This is a genomic window from Acidimicrobiales bacterium (assembly GCA_035547835.1).
Classification (GTDB): Bacteria; Actinomycetota; Acidimicrobiia; order Acidimicrobiales; family Iamiaceae; genus DASZTW01.
Window position 1 is genome coordinate 802,768 of sequence record DASZTW010000005.1, and the last position, 16,351, is coordinate 819,118.

Consider the following 16,351-nt stretch of genomic DNA (forward strand, 5'->3'; position numbering starts at 1 on the left):
CGGCCCGGGCGAGGGCGACCCGCGTCTACGACCTGCGATGCGGAAGCTGCTTCGCCGCATCGCAGAGGGCCTCGGGGTACTTCAAGGGCGCCACGGGGCGTGCTAACGCAGTCAGCGACAGGCGGTCATGGATGCAGGGTGCACTCGGGCGCCGCCTTCGCCAGCCTCACGAAGTCCTCAACGCCGGGGAATCGTGTGAAATCGAACAGCTCGTCGAGCCGCGTCAGTACGGCCGACTCGCGATCTAGAGCCGATGCCCCACCCAGGTCGGGCGCGCTCTGCGCCTTCCCAGCCGCGTCGGCTAGCCGCACATAGAATGGGCGGGCGAGACTTGGCCCGGGGGTGTGGGAGCGGGTCGTGCCCGCCTGCCAGTGAACCACCCCGAGTGCGGTGGAGATCGACGGCCGCCGTCACTGCGGCGCGAGGAAGGTGACCGACAGCGGGGGGAGGTGAAGCAGGATCGAGTGGCGATGGCCGTGGGCGGCGACGTCGGTGGCCGATGCGCCGTCGAGCGTCGCATGCACGCCCGAGCCTCCGAAGCGGGCGGCGTCGGTGCCGAGCAGCTCGACCCAGTGGCCCAAGGCCGGGACGCCGACGCGGTAGCCGTCGCGTGGCTCGGGGGTGAGGTTCGCCACGCAGACCACCGGGCGTGCGACGTGTGAGGGGTCGAAGCGGGCGATGGCGAGAACCGACTGCGCAGCATCGTCGCCGATCAGCCAACGAAAGCCCCGCTCGCTCGAGTCGTCGGCCCACAGCGCCGGCTCCGACGCTTGGAGCGCGTTCAGCTCGCGCACCAGGGTCTGCACGCCGAAGTGCGCGGGGTCGTCGAGCAGGTGCCAGTCGAGCGAACGGTCGTGGTTCCACTCCCGCTCCTGGCCGATCTCGCCGCCCATGAACAGGAGCTGGCGGCCCGGGTGCGCCCACATCCACGCCAGCAAGGCCCGCAAGTTGGCGAAGCGGCGCCACGGGTCACCGGGCATCTTGCCGATGAGTGAGCCTTTGCCGTGCACGACCTCGTCGTGGCTGAGCGGCAACACGTAGTGCTCGCTGAACGCGTACTCGAGGCCGAACGTCAGGTTGCCGTGGTGGTACGAGCGGTGGATCGGGTCACGTTCGAAGTACTCGAGCGTGTCGTGCATCCAGCCCATGTTCCACTTGTGCGTGAAACCGAGTCCGCCTTGGTCGACCGGTCTGGAGACGCCGGGCCAGGCCGTCGACTCCTCGGCGATGGTGAGCACACCGGGGTGCGCACGGTGCACGACCGTGTTGCACTCCTGCAGGAACGAGACCGCTTCGAGGTTCTCGCGCCCGCCGTGACGGTTCGGCAGCCACTCCCCCGGGCCGCGGGAGTAATCGAGGTACAGCATCGACGCGACGGCGTCGACCCGCAGCCCGTCGACGTGGAACTCCTCCAACCAGAACAGCGCGTTGGCGATCAGGAAGTTGCGGACCTCGGGCCGGCCGTGGTCGAAGATCAAGGTGTCCCAGTCGGGGTGCTCGCCACGGCGCGGGTCGGGGTGCTCGTACAGGGCCGTGCCGTCGAAGCGCGCCAGCGCCCACTCGTCGCGGGGGAAGTGCGCCGGCACCCAGTCGACGATCACGCCGACGCCCGACTGGTGCAACGTGTCGACGAACGCCCGGAAGTCGTCGGGGGTGCCGAATCGAGAGGTGGGCGCCCAGTAGCCCGTCACCTGGTAGCCCCACGATCCGCCGAAAGGGTGCTCGGCCACCGGCATCAGCTCGATGTGCGTGAAGCCCATCTCGGTGCAGTAGCCACCGAGCTCCTCGGCAGCCTCCAGATACGTCAACGGCCGAGGCCCGTGCTCGGAGGGGGCGTGGCGCCACGAGCCGAGATGCACCTCGTAGATCGACAGCCGCCGGCGGTGCGGCGCGACTTTCGGGCGGTCCGCGAGCCACTCGTCGTCGCGCCAGTGGTGCGACCCCACGAACACCCGGCTCGCCGTCGCCGGCGCCGTCTCGGCCCAACGGGCCATCGGGTCCGCCTTCAACCGGCGGGTGCCGTCGGCGCCCACGATCTCGAACTTGTAGCGGTCGCCGTGGCGGGCGGCGGGCACGACCCGCTCCCACACCCCCGACTCCCCCGCCCGTGCAAGCGGGTCGCGCGCCGCGTGCCAGCCGTTGAAGTCGCCGGCCAAGCCAACCGATCTGGCGTGCGGCGCCCACACCGCGAAGCGGATGCCGTCGTCGGGCGCGGGGCCGGCCGGCACCGCGCCCAGCGCTTCCCAAAGCCGCTCATGGCGCCCCTCGCCGATCAGGTGGAGATCGAGCGGGCCCAGGGTCGCGCCGGTCACCGCCCGCCCCCCGCGCGGCCGTCCGACCCGTCGGGCCCGCCAGGTCGGTCCGGGGCGTCAAGGTCGGCCTCGTCGTCGCTCGGACCTTCCGCGTGCTCGCTCACGAGCGGGGCCCCTGCCAGGGCCGCGGCCGAGATCCGCTCGACCGCGCTCAGCGGGATCGCCACCCAGTCGGGGCGATGCCCCCGCTCGTAGCCGACCTCGTACACGGCCTTGCCGAGCTCGAGGCCGAACAGCAGGCGAGCCAGCGCGACGTCGGTGCTCGGCAACAAGTGCCGCACTCCCGGTTCGGCCAAGTACGCGCGCAGAAACGCGGTGCGCGCCCGCGCTTCCCACTGCACAGCCAACGCCCGCAACTCGGTGTCGGGTGCCTCGTCATGACGTTCGCCCAACACGACCTCCGGCGCATACGCGAACGAGCGCAGCATCCCTGCCACGTCGCGCAACGGCGACGCGGTGGCGCGCCGCTCGTCGGCTGGACGGTCGGGCTCGCCCTCGAAGTCGAGCACGAACCAGCCTTCGTCGCCGCGCAGCACCTGGCCCAGGTGGTAGTCGCCGTGCACCCGGATCGCCGCGCCGCTCGCGTCGGGGTCGAGCCCGGCGATCGCCGCGTAGACCCGCTCGACCCGGTGGGCCGGGAGAACCGACGCGTCGGCGCGGCGCAGCTCGGTCGCGAGCTCGTTCGCCCAGCGAGCCGGCTCGGCGTCACCGACGCCGAACGCGGCCGCCAACGCCACATGCAGCTGCGCGGTGACGGTGCCCAGCCGCCCGGCTTCGGGCCCGAAGTCGCCTCCGGCCCGCTCGGGTGACACCCGTGCGTCGAACAAGTCGCGCAGCGACGTGCGGGCGAGCTCGAAGCCGTCGCTGCCGCCACGGACGAAGCGCCGTACCACCGCGAGCTCCGCGCCGTCGTGGCGCCACACCCCCACCGTCGACGGCACGTGCTCGAACCCCACACCCTCGAGCGCCCGCGCCACTTCGATGTCGGGGTTCGGGCCGGGTTGGACCTGGCGGAACACCTTGAGGATCCACTCCTCGTCGAACACCACCGACGTGTTCGACTGCTCCACCGCGAGCGGCCGCATGGTGGTGGCGCCGAGGCCGGGGGCTACCCGGTCGAGCACCAACCGCGAAAGCTCCGAGTCGACGAACGCGTCGTACGCCAGGCCTTCGCCGGCGTCGGTCACGACGTCGCCCAACAGCCAGCGACCCTTCCCGTCGAGGAACTCGGCCCGCTCGCCGAGCGGCCGCAGGCCCACGAACACCTGACACCGGATCGGCGGCCGTTCGTCGACGAACGCGTCGACCAGCGCCCACACCAGGCCGGGCCACTCGTCGCGCCACACTTCGTGGGCCACGGTCCGGACCTCGCGCAGCTCGCCGCCGCCACCGGAGAACCAGCGCTGGCGTGGCAGGTACGGCACCATCAGCCGGGCGACGTAGTCGGCGTCGATCACTCCGGCTCCTCGGGCTCGGGCTGCAGCTCGAACCAGTAGAAGCCGTGCGGCGGCAACGTGATGAAGTACGGCAGCTCGCCGATGGGCGGGAACGGCACGCGCCCCAGCAGCTCGATGGGCACCATCCCCGCCAGCCGGGTGAGCTGGAGCTCCGCGGGCTGCGCGAAGCGGCTCAAGTTGAACACGCACAGCACGATGTCCTCGCCGTGACCGCTCGGGTGGTCCGCGGGACGGGTCTGGCGTCGCACGTACGCGAGCACCGAGGGGTTCTCCACGCCGAGCACCTCGAACGTGCCGGTGCCGAACACCCGGTGCTGGCGGCGCACGTGCAACATGCGCTGCGTCCAGTGCAGGAACGAGCTCGGGTTGCGGAGCTGTGCTTCGACGTTGACGGCGTTGAACCCGAACACCGGGTCCATCTGCGCCGGCAGGTACAGCTGCGCGAAGTCGGCGCCGGAGAAGCCACCGTTGCGGTCGGGCGTCCACTGCATGGGCGTGCGTACCGCGTCGCGGTCGCCGAGGTAGATGTTGTCGCCCATGCCGATCTCGTCGCCGTAGTACAACACCGGACTGCCCGGCATCGAGAACAACATCGCGTGGAACAGCTCGGCCACCGTCCGGTTGTTGTCGAGCAACGGGAACAGCCGGCGGGCGATCCCCACGTTGCGCTTCATGCGGGGGTCCTTGGCGTACTCCGCGTACATGTAGTCGCGGTCCTCGTCGCTGACCATCTCGAGGGTCAGCTCGTCGTGGTTGCGCAAGAACAAGCCCCACTGCGCGCCGTCGGGGAGGTCGGGCGTCTGTGACAGGATCTCGGTGATGGGGTGTCGCTGCTCGCGCCGCACCGCCATGTACATGCGGGGCATGAGCGGGAAGTGGAAGCACATGTGGCACTCGTCGGACGGCGCGTCGGGACCGCCTCCGAAGTAGTCGACGACGTCGGCCGGCCATTGGTTCGCTTCCGCCAGCAGCACGGTGTTGGGAAACTCGGCGTCGACCATCTTGCGGACGCGGCGCAAGTACCGGTGCGTCTCGTCGAGGTTCTCGCAGTTGGTGCCGTCGCGCTCGTACAGGTACGGCACGGCGTCGAGGCGGAACCCGTCGAGGCCGAGCTGGAGCCAGAACCGCACCACGTCGAGCATGGCGTCAGCCACTTCGGGGTTGTCGTAGTTGAGGTCGGGCTGGTGGTGGAAGAAGCGGTGCCAGTAGTACTGGCCGCGCTCGGGGTCGAGGGTCCAGTTCGACGTCTCGGTGTCGACGAAGATGATGCGGGCGTCGCCGTAGCGGGTTTCGTCGTCGCCCCACACGTACCAGTCGGCCTTCGGGTTCGTGCGGTCCTGGCGGGACTCGACGAACCACGGGTGCTGATCGCTGGTGTGGTTCATGACCATGTCGGCGATGAGCCGCATGCCGCGGTGGTGCGCCTGGTCGATGAGCTCCGCCACGTCGGCCACGGTCCCGTACTCGGGCAACACGGTGAAGAAGTCGGCGATGTCGTAGCCGCCGTCGCGCAGCGGCGATTGGTAGAAGGGCAACAACCACAAGCAGTCGACGCCGAGCCACTGGAGATAATCCAGCCGGTCGACCAGGCCGGCGATGTCGCCCGTGCCGTCGCCGTTGGCGTCGTTGAAGCCCCGCACGAGCACCTCGTAGAACACCGCGGTGCGGTACCACTGCGGGTCGTCGGCGAGCGAGCGGCGCTCCGATGTGGGGATTCGCAACGTCATGAAGCGCCGCCCGCCGCGGGCCCGCACGGACGCAACGTCAGCACGTGCGCGGACTCCACCGCCGGGTCGAGCTGCACCCACGGGTCCGGCCCACGCCACGTGAACCGCGCGCCCGAGATGGCGTCGTGCCACACGACGTCGGCAGTAGCCGGCAGGCCCAGCGCGCCGAGGTCGAGGCCCAGCGTCGCGGACTGCCGTGCCGAGGGGTCGAGGTTCACGACCACCACCACGGGGTCGGAGCCGTCGGGACGGGTCTTGGACCACACGATGATCTGGTCGTTGTCGGCCCAGTGGAAGCGGATGGTGCGCAGCTCCTGCAACGCCGGGAACGAGCGCCGCACCTCGTTGAGGCGAGCGAGGTAGGACGCCAGCGAGTCGGACCGGCCCCAGTCACGGTGCTTGATCTCGTACTTCTCTGAGTGGAGGTACTCCTCGTTGTCGTCGCTCGCCGGCTCGTTCTCCAACAGCTCGTAACCCGAGTAGATGCCCCAGCTCGGTGACAGCAGCGCCGCCAGGGTGGCCCGCAACTTGAACGCCGCGCGGTTCCCGCGGCGCAGCACACCGCCGAGGATGTCGGGCGTGTTGGGCCAGAAGTTCGGTCGCAGCCAGTCGGCCAGGTCACCCGACAACTCGACCAGGTAATCGGTCAGCTCGTCTTTGGTGTGGCGCCACGTGAAGTACGTGTAGCTCTGCGTGAACCCCACCTCGGCGAGCTTCGCCATCACTTTCGGTCGGGTGAACGCCTCCGACAGGAACACCACGTCGGGTTGCTCGGCGCGCACCGCGGGCAACAGCCACTCCCACAACGCCATCGGCTTGGTGTGCGGGTTGTCGACGCGGAAGATCCGCACGCCCCGCTCGATCCAGACGTCGAGGATCTCCTTACAGGCCACCCACAGCTCCTGGCGGGCGGCTTCGTCGGGCGTGCCATCGGCCGACGAGGGCCAGAAGTTGATCGGGTAGATGTCCTGGTACTTCTTGGGCGGGTTCTCCGCGAAGCGGATCGAACCGTCGGGCCGGTGGTGGAACCAATCGGGGTGCTCGGTGACCCATGGGTGGTCGGGCGAGCACTGCAGTGCGTAGTCGAGCGCCACCTCCATGCCGAGGTCGTGGGCGCGGGCCACCAACGCGGCGAAGTCGTCGATCGTGCCGAGGTCGGGGTCGAGGGCGGTGTGACCGCCGAGTGGGCTCCCGATCGCCCACGGGCTGCCCGGGTCGTCGGGCGCAGCCGTCAAGGTGTTGTTGGCGCCCTTGCGGGCCGTGGTGCCGATCGGGTGCACGGGCGGCAGGTACACGACGTCGAAGCCCATCGCCGCGACGTCGTCGAGCCGTCCGGTGGTGCCGACCAGCCCACCTTCGGAGCGCGGGAACAGCTCGTACCAAGCGCTGAAGCGGGCGCGGGGCCGGTCGACCCACAGCTCAACCGGCGCCGACACTGCGCGGTCGTGCGGGTCGGGCAGGGAGGCGCCCAGCGCGACCAGCGCCGGCTCGGTGCCCACGTCGACCCGGACTCGGTCGGCGCACTCCGTGCGCTCCAACGCGGTGGCGGCGTCGCGCAGCAGGTCGGCCGCAGGTCCGGGACCGGCCACCGGCAGCAACCGGCGGCAGCGACGGGCGCCGTCGACGAACTCCGGCGCCAAATCGTCGCCCGCCCCGGCGCGCACCACCAGCTCGCGCGCCCACGTGCCGAGATGGTCGGCCCACGCCTCGATGACCAGCTCGTGCAAACCCAGGTCATCGGCCACGAGCTCGCCCGCCCACTCGTCGTTGCCGAGCTCGCGCAGCGGCGCGGCATGCCACGGCCCGTCGACCCGGTGCCACAGCACCCGGGCCGCGAGCTGGTCGTGACCGTCGCGGTGGATCCATGCCCGGACCGGGACGACCTCGCCCACCGTCGCCTTGGCCGGGTGGTCACCGTCGAGCGCACGGGGTCGAACCCTGTCGATCACCAGTCGGCCGAGCACCCCTCCACCCTTGCACGCGCCCGCCGCCCCGCGCGCCGACCGGCGACGCACGTCGAGCGCCCCGGCGCGCCACCGGCGAGGCCCGACCGGCATCGCACCCGTGTGGGAGTCGCTACCGTCGCGGCAATGCGCGCCCTCCGCAGCTTCACCGTCCGGCCACGGCTGCCCGACGAGCTGGCCGCCCTCGAAGAGCTCGCCATGAACCTCCGCTGGTCGTGGGACCCGGCCACCCGCGACCTGTTCCGCTGGGTCGACCCCGACGTGTGGGACATCACCGTCCACGACCCGGTGCGGCTGCTCGCCGAGGTCCGCCGCGAACGGCTCGACCAGCTCGCCGCCGACCCCGGCTTCCTGCGCTACCTCGGCGAAGTGCACGACGAGCTGCACCGCTACCTGGGTGGCCCGCGCTGGTTCCACACCCGCGGCGCCGCCGCCGACCCCACGCCCGACACCGCGGGCAACGGCAACGGCAACGGCAACGGCAACGGCGAGCCGGTGGCCGCAGTGCCCGCCGTGGTCCGCTCACCGCTGCGTCGCGTGGCGTACTTCTCGCCCGAGTTCGGCATCGCCGAAGCGCTCCCCCAGTACTCCGGCGGGCTCGGCGTGCTCGCCGGCGACCACTTGAAGGCGGCCAGCGACCTCGGCGTGCCGCTCACCGGGATCGGGCTGTTCTACCGGCACGGCTACTTCCGCCAGGCGCTCAACCCCGACGGCTGGCAGCAGGAGGCGTACCCCGACCTCGACCCCTACGCGATGGCGATCCACCCTTGCGACGGCGTGCAGGTCGAGCTCGACCTCGCCGGCCGGCCGCTCGTGGCGCGGGTGTGGCGAGCCGACGTCGGCCGCACCGAGCTGTACCTGCTCGACACCGACATCGACGACAACCCCGACGACCTCCGCGAGGTCACCAACCGTCTCTACGGCGGCGACACCGAACACCGGCTGCGCCAAGAGCTGCTGCTCGGCGTGGGCGGCGTGCGCGCGCTCGACGCGCTGGGCATCACCGCCGACGTCTTCCACACCAACGAAGGTCACGCCGGGTTCCTCGGGCTCGAACGCATCCGCCAGCTCATGGTGGGCGACGGCCTGAACCTCGCCGAAGCCATCGAGGCTGTGCGCGCCGGCAACCTGTTCACCACCCACACACCCGTCCCCGCCGGCATCGACCGCTTCCCCCGCGAGCTGATGGAGCGCTATTTCACCGGCTGGTGCGACGAAGTGGGCGTGCCGTTCGACGACCTCATGGCCATCGGGCAGGAGCCTGGCGTGCACAACCGCCCGCCCGAGGCCGACGCCGGGCGCGACCCCGACGCACCCGAGCCGTTCAACATGGCCGTGATGGGCTTCCGGCTGGCCGGCCGCTCCAACGCCGTGTCCGGCCTGCACGGCGACGTCAGCCGAGCGCTGTTCGCGGCGCTGTGGCCCGATGTGCCGCTCGAGGAAGTGCCGATCGGTTCGGTCACCAACGGGGTGCACGCCCCCACGTGGGTGTCGTCGGAGATGTCCGACCTGCTCGCCCGCCACGTCCTGCCCGAATGGCAAGACGCCACCGAGGACGAGTGGGCCCGGGTGCGCGACAGCGGCGACGACGAAGTCTGGCGGGTGCTCGAACAAGGCCGCGAGCGCATGGTCGGGTTCGTGCGCGGCCGCCTGCGCGATGCAGCGATCGCCCGCGGGATGTCGCCGTCCGATGCGTCGGTGTACGACCAGGTCCTCGACCCGAACGTGCTCACCGTCGGGTTCGCCCGCCGCTTCGCCACTTACAAGCGGGCCAACTTGTTGCTGTCGCAGCCCGACCGCTTGCGGGCGCTGCTGCTGTCGACCGACCGGCCCGTGCAGTTCGTGTTCGCCGGCAAGGCCCACCCCGCCGACGACCAGGGCAAGGAGATGATCCGCCAGATCGTCGCGTTCGCCTCGCAACCCGACGTGCGCCACCGGTTCGTGTTCGTCGACGACTACGACATCGCGGTGGCACGGATGCTCTACCAAGGCGCCGACGTGTGGCTGAACACGCCGCGCCGCCCACAAGAAGCGTGCGGCACGTCCGGCATGAAGGCTGCCCTGAACGGGGCGCTCAACTGCTCGATCCTCGACGGTTGGTGGGACGAGTGGTTCGACGGCGAGAACGGCTGGGCCATCACGTCGGCCGAGCGGCTCGACGACCTGCAACGCCGCGACGAAGTCGAGGCCAACAGCGTGTTCGAGCTGCTCGAGCACCAGATCGTGCCGCTGTTCTACGACCGGTGGGGCGGCCACGTGGCCCGCCGCTGGGTCGCCAAGGTCAAGCACAACCTCGCCACGCTCGGCCCGCGCGTGTCGGCGTCGCGCATGGTGCGCGACTACGTGGAGCAGCTCTACGAGCCCAACGCCGCGACCACCGCCCGGCTCGGCGCCGACCACGCCGCCCGCGCCAAGGACCTGGCTGCGTGGAAGGTGCATGTGCTCGACAACTGGCACGGCGTCCACGTCGACGAAGTGCTGACCGACACCGACGTGGTCGACCTCGGCGGCGAGCGCTCCGTCGCTGCGCACGTCAGCATCGGCTCCCTGTCAGCCGACGACGTCGAAGTGCAGCTCGTGCACGGCCCCGTGGGCCAGACCGACGAGATCGAAGCGCCGGTGGTCACCCCCATGACCCCCGCGTCGGCCATCGACGACGGCCACGCCCGCTACACCGGCGCGGTTCCCTGCGAACGGGCCGGCCGTTACGGCTTCACCGTCCGCGTCGTCCCCTCACACCCCGACCTCACCACCCCCCTCGAGCTCGGCAAGGTGGCATGGGCTCAGGGGTCCCCCAGCCGGGCGCGGCACCGGTAGCGTCGGCCTCATGAGCACGGACACGGCCTCGGACGAAAACCTTGTCGCGCTGGAGCGGCGAGATGATGGGGTCGCGGTCGTGCGGCTGCAGAACGGCAAGGTCAACGCGCTGTCGAGCGAGGTGTTGCGCCAGCTGCGCGACGTCGCCCGGTCGCTCACCGACGACCCGACCGGCGCGGTGGTGGTGTGGGGTGGCGAGCGGGTGTTCGCGGCCGGCGCCGACATCAGCGAGTTCGGTGGGCCCACCGAGGCACGCACGATCGGCGGCTTGTTCCTCGAGGCGCTCAACGCGGTGGCCGACATCCCCCGCGCCACCATCGCCGCAGTGTCGACGTTCGCGCTCGGCGGCGGGTGCGAGCTGGCGCTGGCGTGCGACTTCCGGTTGGCGTCCACCAAAGCCAAGTTCGGCCAGCCCGAGATCCTTCTCGGCATCATCCCGGGCGGCGGCGGCACGCAGCGCCTCGCCCGCCTCGTGGGCCCGGCGCGCGCCAAGGACCTCGTGTTCAGCGGCCGCCAAGTCGGCGCCGACGAAGCACTGGCCATGGGACTCGTCGACGAAGTGGTCGACCCCGATCAGCTCCTCGACCGTGCGATCGACAAGGCCGCCGAGCTGGCCCGCGGCGCGGTGGCCGCCCAATCCCTCGCCAAGCGGGCGATCGACCGTGGGCTCGACATCACGCTCAACGGCGGCCTCGACCTCGAGCAGCAGCTGTTCGCCGAGGTGTTCGCCACCGACGACGCCCGCATCGGCGTGGCGTCGTTCCTCGAGCACGGCCCCGGCAAGGCGACCTTCACCGGCCGCTGACCCCCACCCCCACTTCCGTTCTGGGCTGAAAATTACGCGCCCCAACGCGTAGAAAGCAGCCCAGAACGGGGTTGTTGGGGTCAGGCCGGGGGGACAGGAGAGCCGGCACGCAGGACTTCGTACTGGCGGTCGGGGTCGTCGGCCGGGACGCGGCCGGTGGCCGGACCGGCCTGGGGGTCGCCTCGCAGCACCGTGGCGTCGCTCGGCGAGTACTGCAGGATGTACGCCTTGCGGACCTGGTCGGTGGTGTTGGGACCGGTGAGGTGCGGCGTGAGCGACGAGAACACCACCGCACCACCCGCGGGCACCTCGGCCGGCACCGCGCCGGCGGGGTCGCGCAGGCACTCGTAGCCCAACGGGTCGACGTACTCATGGCGCAACGTGCCCCGCAGGTGCGCGCCCGGCACGACCCACGGGCAACCGTTGTCGACGGTGGCGTCGGTGAGCGCGACCCACACCGTGAGGTACTGCTGCGGCTCGACGTACGCGTAGCCGTTGTCCTGATGCCACGGGAAGCGGCGGGGCTTCTCGGGCTTCTTGTACACGGCCTGGTCCCAGTAGAGGCGCACGTCGGGCCCGATCAGGTCGGCCCCGAGGTCGACCAGCCGAGGGTGGCGGCTGAAGGCGGCGAGCTCGGCCGAGCGGGTGACCAGGTGGGTCGAGAACGTGATCGCACCGGTCTCGGCAATGGCAATGCGACCGCCCTCCACACCTTGCAAGCCGGCGTCGACCTCGGCCTCGAACCGGTCGGTCTCCGCCCGCACCGACTCGACCGTGGCCGCGTCGAACAGGTCGGGGACCACCACGTAGCCGAGGTCGTCGAACTGGGCCGTCTGCGCCTCGCTGAGGTACCGGGACGGCCCGCGCCGGCGCTCCCAGACGAACCCCTGGTTCCAGGGGTGCAGCTCGGCCTCACGCACCTCGTCACCCACGATCAGCTCCCCTTTCCCACTCGACGGCCCGGCCCGCGCCGCGACCGGCAGCTCCCATCACCATCTCACCGACGACCCGGTCCGCGCCGCGACCGGCAGCTCCCATCACCATCTCACCGACGGCCCGGCCGGCACAGCGACCGGCAGCTCCCATCACGCGCCATCACCCACTCGACGGCCCGGCTGGCGCGGCGACCACCCGCCCATCACGATCTCAGCCGCCATCGAGCAGCCGATCGGCGGCGGTGTAGGGGTCGATCTCACCTGCGTCGAGCGCGGCCTCCACCGCCGCCACCCCCTCGGCGCCCAGCACCGCCTCGGCACGGGACCGCAACCGCTCGACCAGCACCGAACGGAGCTCGTCGCGCCCTCGGCGCCGGCGGCGGGCCGCGAGCTGGCCGGACGCCTCGAGGAACGTGCGGTGCGCGGCGAGCGCCACGCAGAGCTCCTCGACCCCTTCGCCAGTGGTGCCGACCGTTGCCAGCACCGGCGGGCGCCAGCCGTCGGTGTCGTCACGCAACTTCAACAGGCCGGCCAGGTCGCGTCGGGTCTTCGTCGCGCCGTCGCGGTCGGCCTTGTTCACCACGAACACGTCGGCGATCTCCATCAGGCCGGCCTTGTTGGCCTGCACGCGGTCACCCCAGCCCGGGTTCAGGACCACCACGGTGGTGTCGGCGGTGCCGGCCACCTCGACCTCGACCTGCCCGACCCCCACCGTCTCGAGCAGCACCAACTCGAAACCCGCCGCGGTCAACAGGCGGACTGCCTCGGGCACGGCCAGCGCCAGCCCGCCGAGGTGGCCGCGGGTGGCCATGGAGCGGATGAAGACACCCGGGTCGAGGTCGTGGTCACCCATGCGGATGCGGTCGCCGAGCAGCGCGCCACCGCTGAACGGTGAGCTCGGGTCGATGGCCAGCACGGCGACCCGCCGGTCGTCGCGGCGCAGCACGTGGACCAGCGCGCTCGCAAGGGTGGACTTGCCGGATCCCGGGGCGCCCGTGAGGCCGACGGTGTAACCCTCCCCCCGATGCTCTTGCGCGGCGAGCGCCGCCGCGCGGGCATGGTCACCGCCGCGCTCCACCATCGTGAGGAGCTGCGCGAGCGCGCGTCGGTCGCCGTCCCGTGCGGCAGCCAACCGGGTACTCGCGTCGGGTCTGGCCACCGGTCAGCCGCCCACGCCCGCCGTCGGCGCCGACACGGGCGCGAGAACGGCGGCGGTCTCTCCGAGAGGGCCCATGGCGCCCGATTGTGCTCGGGCACGACGCTGCGGACAACCCACGACGTGGCCCGGCGGCCGCCTCCACGTACGATGTCTCGTGCCTCCTGCCTCGGTTTTCGCACACGCCAACGGACTCGGCCTGCCCCTGTCGCGCGGGGCGTTGGCCTACTTGGGCCTGGCAGTGGTGGCGCTGACCACGCTGGCGTTGCGCGTCGCGTGGGTGGCGCCGAGGCTGGCCACGCGGACCCGCGGCCTGCTCCCCTCACCCGGGTCGATGCCGGCGCGCGCGGGCGCGGCGGTGGCCGGGCTGATCGGCCTGGTGATCGATGTGACCCTGGTGGTGGTCGGCCTCACCGGCGATCCGGCAGCCGGCGCCAACCTCACGCCGTGGGCCGTGTTCTTCGTGTTCTGGCTGGGCGTGACGATGGCCAGCGTCTTCATCGGCGAAGCCGCGACCTGGTGGTGCCCGTGGCTGGGTGCTGCGCGCTTCGCCGACCTCGTGCGCGCCCGTCGTGGCCACGAGCCCGGCACCGGCCACGACCGGGCCGGCAGCGACGCCGCTGACGCACGCCGGGGACCGCATCTCCCGTGGCTCGCCCCGTTGGCGCTGTGGAGCCTCCCCGCGCTGTTTCTCGCCACCGACGGCGGCAACGGGCCACGCCAGATCGGCTGGTGGCTGCTCGCCCACGGCGTGCTGTTCACCGCAGGCGGGGTGGCGTGGGGCGCCGACTGGCTGCGCGACCACGAACCGCTGCTCGCCACCTCGCGGGCCATTGGCTCGCTCAGCCCGTTCGGGCGCGATCCGGCCGGACGCTTCGGCGTCCGCCGTCCCCTCGACGACGGCGGCGGCGGTGTGCCGGCGCCGGTCGTGCTCGGTGTCGCCGCAGTCCTCGCGGGCACGGCCGTGTTCAGCCGGGTGCAGATCTCACGGTGGTGGGGCCAGCACGCCATCAACCAGAGCCTGCGGGTGCGCGACATCGCCCACCTCGGTGGGTTGGCCTGGTTCGTCGGTCTGATCGCCGCCATCTGGGCCGCGGTGTCCAACGCCGTCTACCAGAGCCCGCCCGACGGCAGCCCCGCAGCGAGCTGGTCGCGCCGAGGAGTCGACGACGCGCCAGCGTTCCGCTTGGCGTGGGCGGCGCTGCCGGTCGCCGTCACATTGGTGACCGTGCGGTTGTTGGAGCAGTTCGTGGTGCAGGTGCAGAACGTGATCATCTTGGCGTCCGACCCGTTCTCGAAGGGCTGGAACCTGTTCGGCACGTACGACTGGACCTTCTATCCGAGACCGTTCAGCCCCACCGGGCGCTCCACCACGCAGCTCGCGCTGATCCTGATCGGTTTCGTGGCGTCAGCCGTCGTGGCGCACGACCGCATGGTGGCCGACTTGGGTCCGGTCACCGCCCGCCGCCGCCAGCCGCTGGTGGCCGCCGTGCTGGCCGCCGGCTGCGTTGCGTCGTGCATCGCGCTTCTGGGACCCTGAAGGCATGGCTGTCGACGCCGCGATGACCGTTTTGGCCCACCAGGGCCAGTGGGACGAAGTGTTGCTCGTGGCCATCCCGCTCGCCTTGTTCGCGTGGGTGCTCCACTCGGCCAACCGGCGCGCCGACCGCGCCAACCGCCCGACCGGCCAGCCGAGCGCCCCGGACACCCCCGCGGCCTCCTCGAGCCCCGCTTCGTCGCCGTCGGCCCCAGCGACCCCGTCGACGCCACCGACCGACGAGCACTGACACCCGGTGGCGCCCCTGGCGTCCACTGGTGTCCACCGACGGAACAGGTGGCTGGTGGGCTGGCGCCGCGTCGGCCGCAAGCCTCAGATCCGCTCGATGCCGACCCCGATGCCACGGAGCTTGTCGACGAACCGCTCGTAACCGCGGTCCAAGTGACCCGCGCCGGCCACCACCGTGTCGCCTTCGGCCCGCAGGGCGGCCACGACCAGCGCGGCGCCGGCACGGATGTCGGGCGCCCGCACCGGCGCGCCGGACAGCTGGGGCTTGCCGCGAACCACTGCGTGGTGCCCTTCGGTGCGGATGTCGGCGCCCATGCGCACCAGCTCGTCGATGTAGCGGAAGCGACCCGAGAAGATGTTCTCGGTGACGATCCCGACCCCGTCGCTCACGCTCAACATGGCCACCAGCAACGGCTTGTAGTCGGTGGCCACGCCGGGATACGGCAGCGTGGACACGTCGACGGCCCGGAGGCGCTCGGGTGCCATCGCCCACAGCCCACCCGCGTCGTGGGAGATCCTCATGCCCATCTCGGCGAGCTTGGCGATCAGCATGTCCATGTGGTCGGCCCGCGCCCGTTCGATGGTGATCTCGCCGCCTGCCACCCCGAGCGCAGCGAGGAACGTGGCCGCTTCGATCCGGTCGGGGATCACCGTGTGCTCGACCGGGCTCAGCCGCTCCACCCCCTCGACGCGGATGGTCGACGACCCGGCGCCCAACACCCGGGCGCCCATGCGGTTCAAGAAAGCGGCGAGGTCGGCGATCTCGGGCTCGCGGGCGGCGTTGTCGATGACGGTCGCGCCTTTGGCCATGACGGCGGCCATCAAGGCGTTCTCGGTGGCCCCCACACTCGGGTACTCGAGCAGCAGGCGCCTGCCGAACAGCTGCTCCGCCCGCCCCTCGATGTAGCCGTGGGACTGCGTGAAGGTGGCGCCGAGCTCCTCCAACGAGCGGAGGTGGAAATCGATCGGCCGTGACCCGAAGTCGTCGCCGCCGGGCAGCGCGACCCGAGCCCGCCCGAAGCGGGCCAGGAGCGGCCCGAGCACCACGATCGAGGCCCGCATGCGTTCGACCAGCTCGTAAGGCGCCACCGGGTCGAGCTGCGCTGGTTGGTCGATCGTGAGGTCAGAACCGCTGCGACTCACCGCGGCACCCATCGACTCGAGCAGCTCGGCCATGAGCGCCACGTCGACGATCTCGGGTACCTCGTGCAACACGAACGTGCCCTCGGCCAGCACCGAGGCGGCCATGAGCTTCAGAACGGAGTTCTTGGCGCCGCCGATCGTGACGGTGCCCGACAGCGGACCCGACGGGTGGACGAGGAGCCGCCCGTCGGCTTCCGCACGTGAGGTCCCCACACCCGTCATTATGGTGCGGGCCTCGCCTTGGGGCCG

11 protein-coding genes are annotated in these 16,351 nt (G+C 71.4%); 4 read left to right on the plus strand and 7 right to left on the minus strand.

The window, feature by feature from the left end:
- Positions 1-410: 410 nt before the first annotated feature.
- The 4 genes from glgB to VHA73_06000 are packed head-to-tail and all read right to left on the minus strand — an operon-like array spanning position 411 to position 7,460.
- Complete coding sequence (glgB, locus tag VHA73_05985) at positions 411-2,312, minus strand: 1,4-alpha-glucan branching protein GlgB (GenBank protein HVX17564.1); 1,902 nt, start codon at positions 2,310-2,312, stop codon at positions 411-413.
- Positions 2,309-3,769: a hypothetical protein gene (locus tag VHA73_05990; protein HVX17565.1), complete on the minus strand. Its 1,461-nt coding sequence runs from the start codon at positions 3,767-3,769 to the stop codon at positions 2,309-2,311. Before VHA73_05990 ends, glgB begins: the two co-directional genes overlap by 4 nt.
- A complete protein-coding gene (treS, locus tag VHA73_05995) occupies positions 3,766-5,496 on the minus strand; it encodes a maltose alpha-D-glucosyltransferase (GenBank protein HVX17566.1) in 1,731 nt (576 codons plus the stop codon). The genes VHA73_05990 and treS overlap by 4 nt, the downstream gene beginning before the upstream one ends.
- Positions 5,493-7,460 (minus strand): alpha-1,4-glucan--maltose-1-phosphate maltosyltransferase, encoded by a 1,968-nt coding sequence (locus VHA73_06000; protein HVX17567.1) that lies wholly within the window; start codon positions 7,458-7,460, stop codon positions 5,493-5,495. Before VHA73_06000 ends, treS begins: the two co-directional genes overlap by 4 nt.
- 126 nt (positions 7,461-7,586) lie before the next feature.
- On the opposite strand from VHA73_06000, the gene glgP reads away from it, so the two are divergent.
- Together glgP and VHA73_06010 are read left to right on the plus strand one after the other, a co-directional pair.
- A complete protein-coding gene (gene glgP, locus VHA73_06005) occupies positions 7,587-10,277 on the plus strand; it encodes an alpha-glucan family phosphorylase (GenBank protein HVX17568.1) in 2,691 nt (896 codons plus the stop codon).
- Positions 10,278-10,287: 10 nt separating this feature from the next.
- Positions 10,288-11,082, plus strand: a complete 795-nt coding sequence (locus VHA73_06010; GenBank protein HVX17569.1) for an enoyl-CoA hydratase-related protein — start codon at positions 10,288-10,290, stop codon at positions 11,080-11,082.
- A gap of 80 nt (positions 11,083-11,162) precedes the next feature.
- On the opposite strand, the gene VHA73_06015 is transcribed toward VHA73_06010, so the two are convergent.
- On the minus strand, positions 11,163-12,014 hold the full coding sequence (locus VHA73_06015) for a phytanoyl-CoA dioxygenase family protein (protein HVX17570.1): 852 nt from the start codon (positions 12,012-12,014) through the stop codon (positions 11,163-11,165).
- 214 nt (positions 12,015-12,228) lie between these two features.
- Positions 12,229-13,149 carry a methylmalonyl Co-A mutase-associated GTPase MeaB gene (meaB, locus tag VHA73_06020; GenBank protein HVX17571.1) on the minus strand — a complete coding sequence of 307 codons (921 nt, stop codon included), beginning with the start codon at positions 13,147-13,149 and terminating at the stop codon, positions 12,229-12,231.
- 181 nt (positions 13,150-13,330) lie between these two features.
- On the opposite strand from meaB, the gene VHA73_06025 reads away from it, so the two are divergent.
- Positions 13,331-14,713 (plus strand): hypothetical protein, encoded by a 1,383-nt coding sequence (locus tag VHA73_06025; protein ID HVX17572.1) that lies wholly within the window; start codon positions 13,331-13,333, stop codon positions 14,711-14,713.
- Positions 14,714-14,717: 4 nt separating this feature from the next.
- Positions 14,718-14,960, plus strand: coding sequence for a hypothetical protein (locus VHA73_06030; GenBank protein ID HVX17573.1), 243 nt, complete (start codon positions 14,718-14,720; stop codon positions 14,958-14,960).
- Between the two features lie 83 nt (positions 14,961-15,043).
- On the opposite strand, the gene murA is transcribed toward VHA73_06030, so the two are convergent.
- On the minus strand, positions 15,044-16,315 hold the full coding sequence (gene murA, locus VHA73_06035) for a UDP-N-acetylglucosamine 1-carboxyvinyltransferase (GenBank protein ID HVX17574.1): 1,272 nt from the start codon (positions 16,313-16,315) through the stop codon (positions 15,044-15,046).
- Positions 16,316-16,351 lie beyond the last annotated feature (36 nt).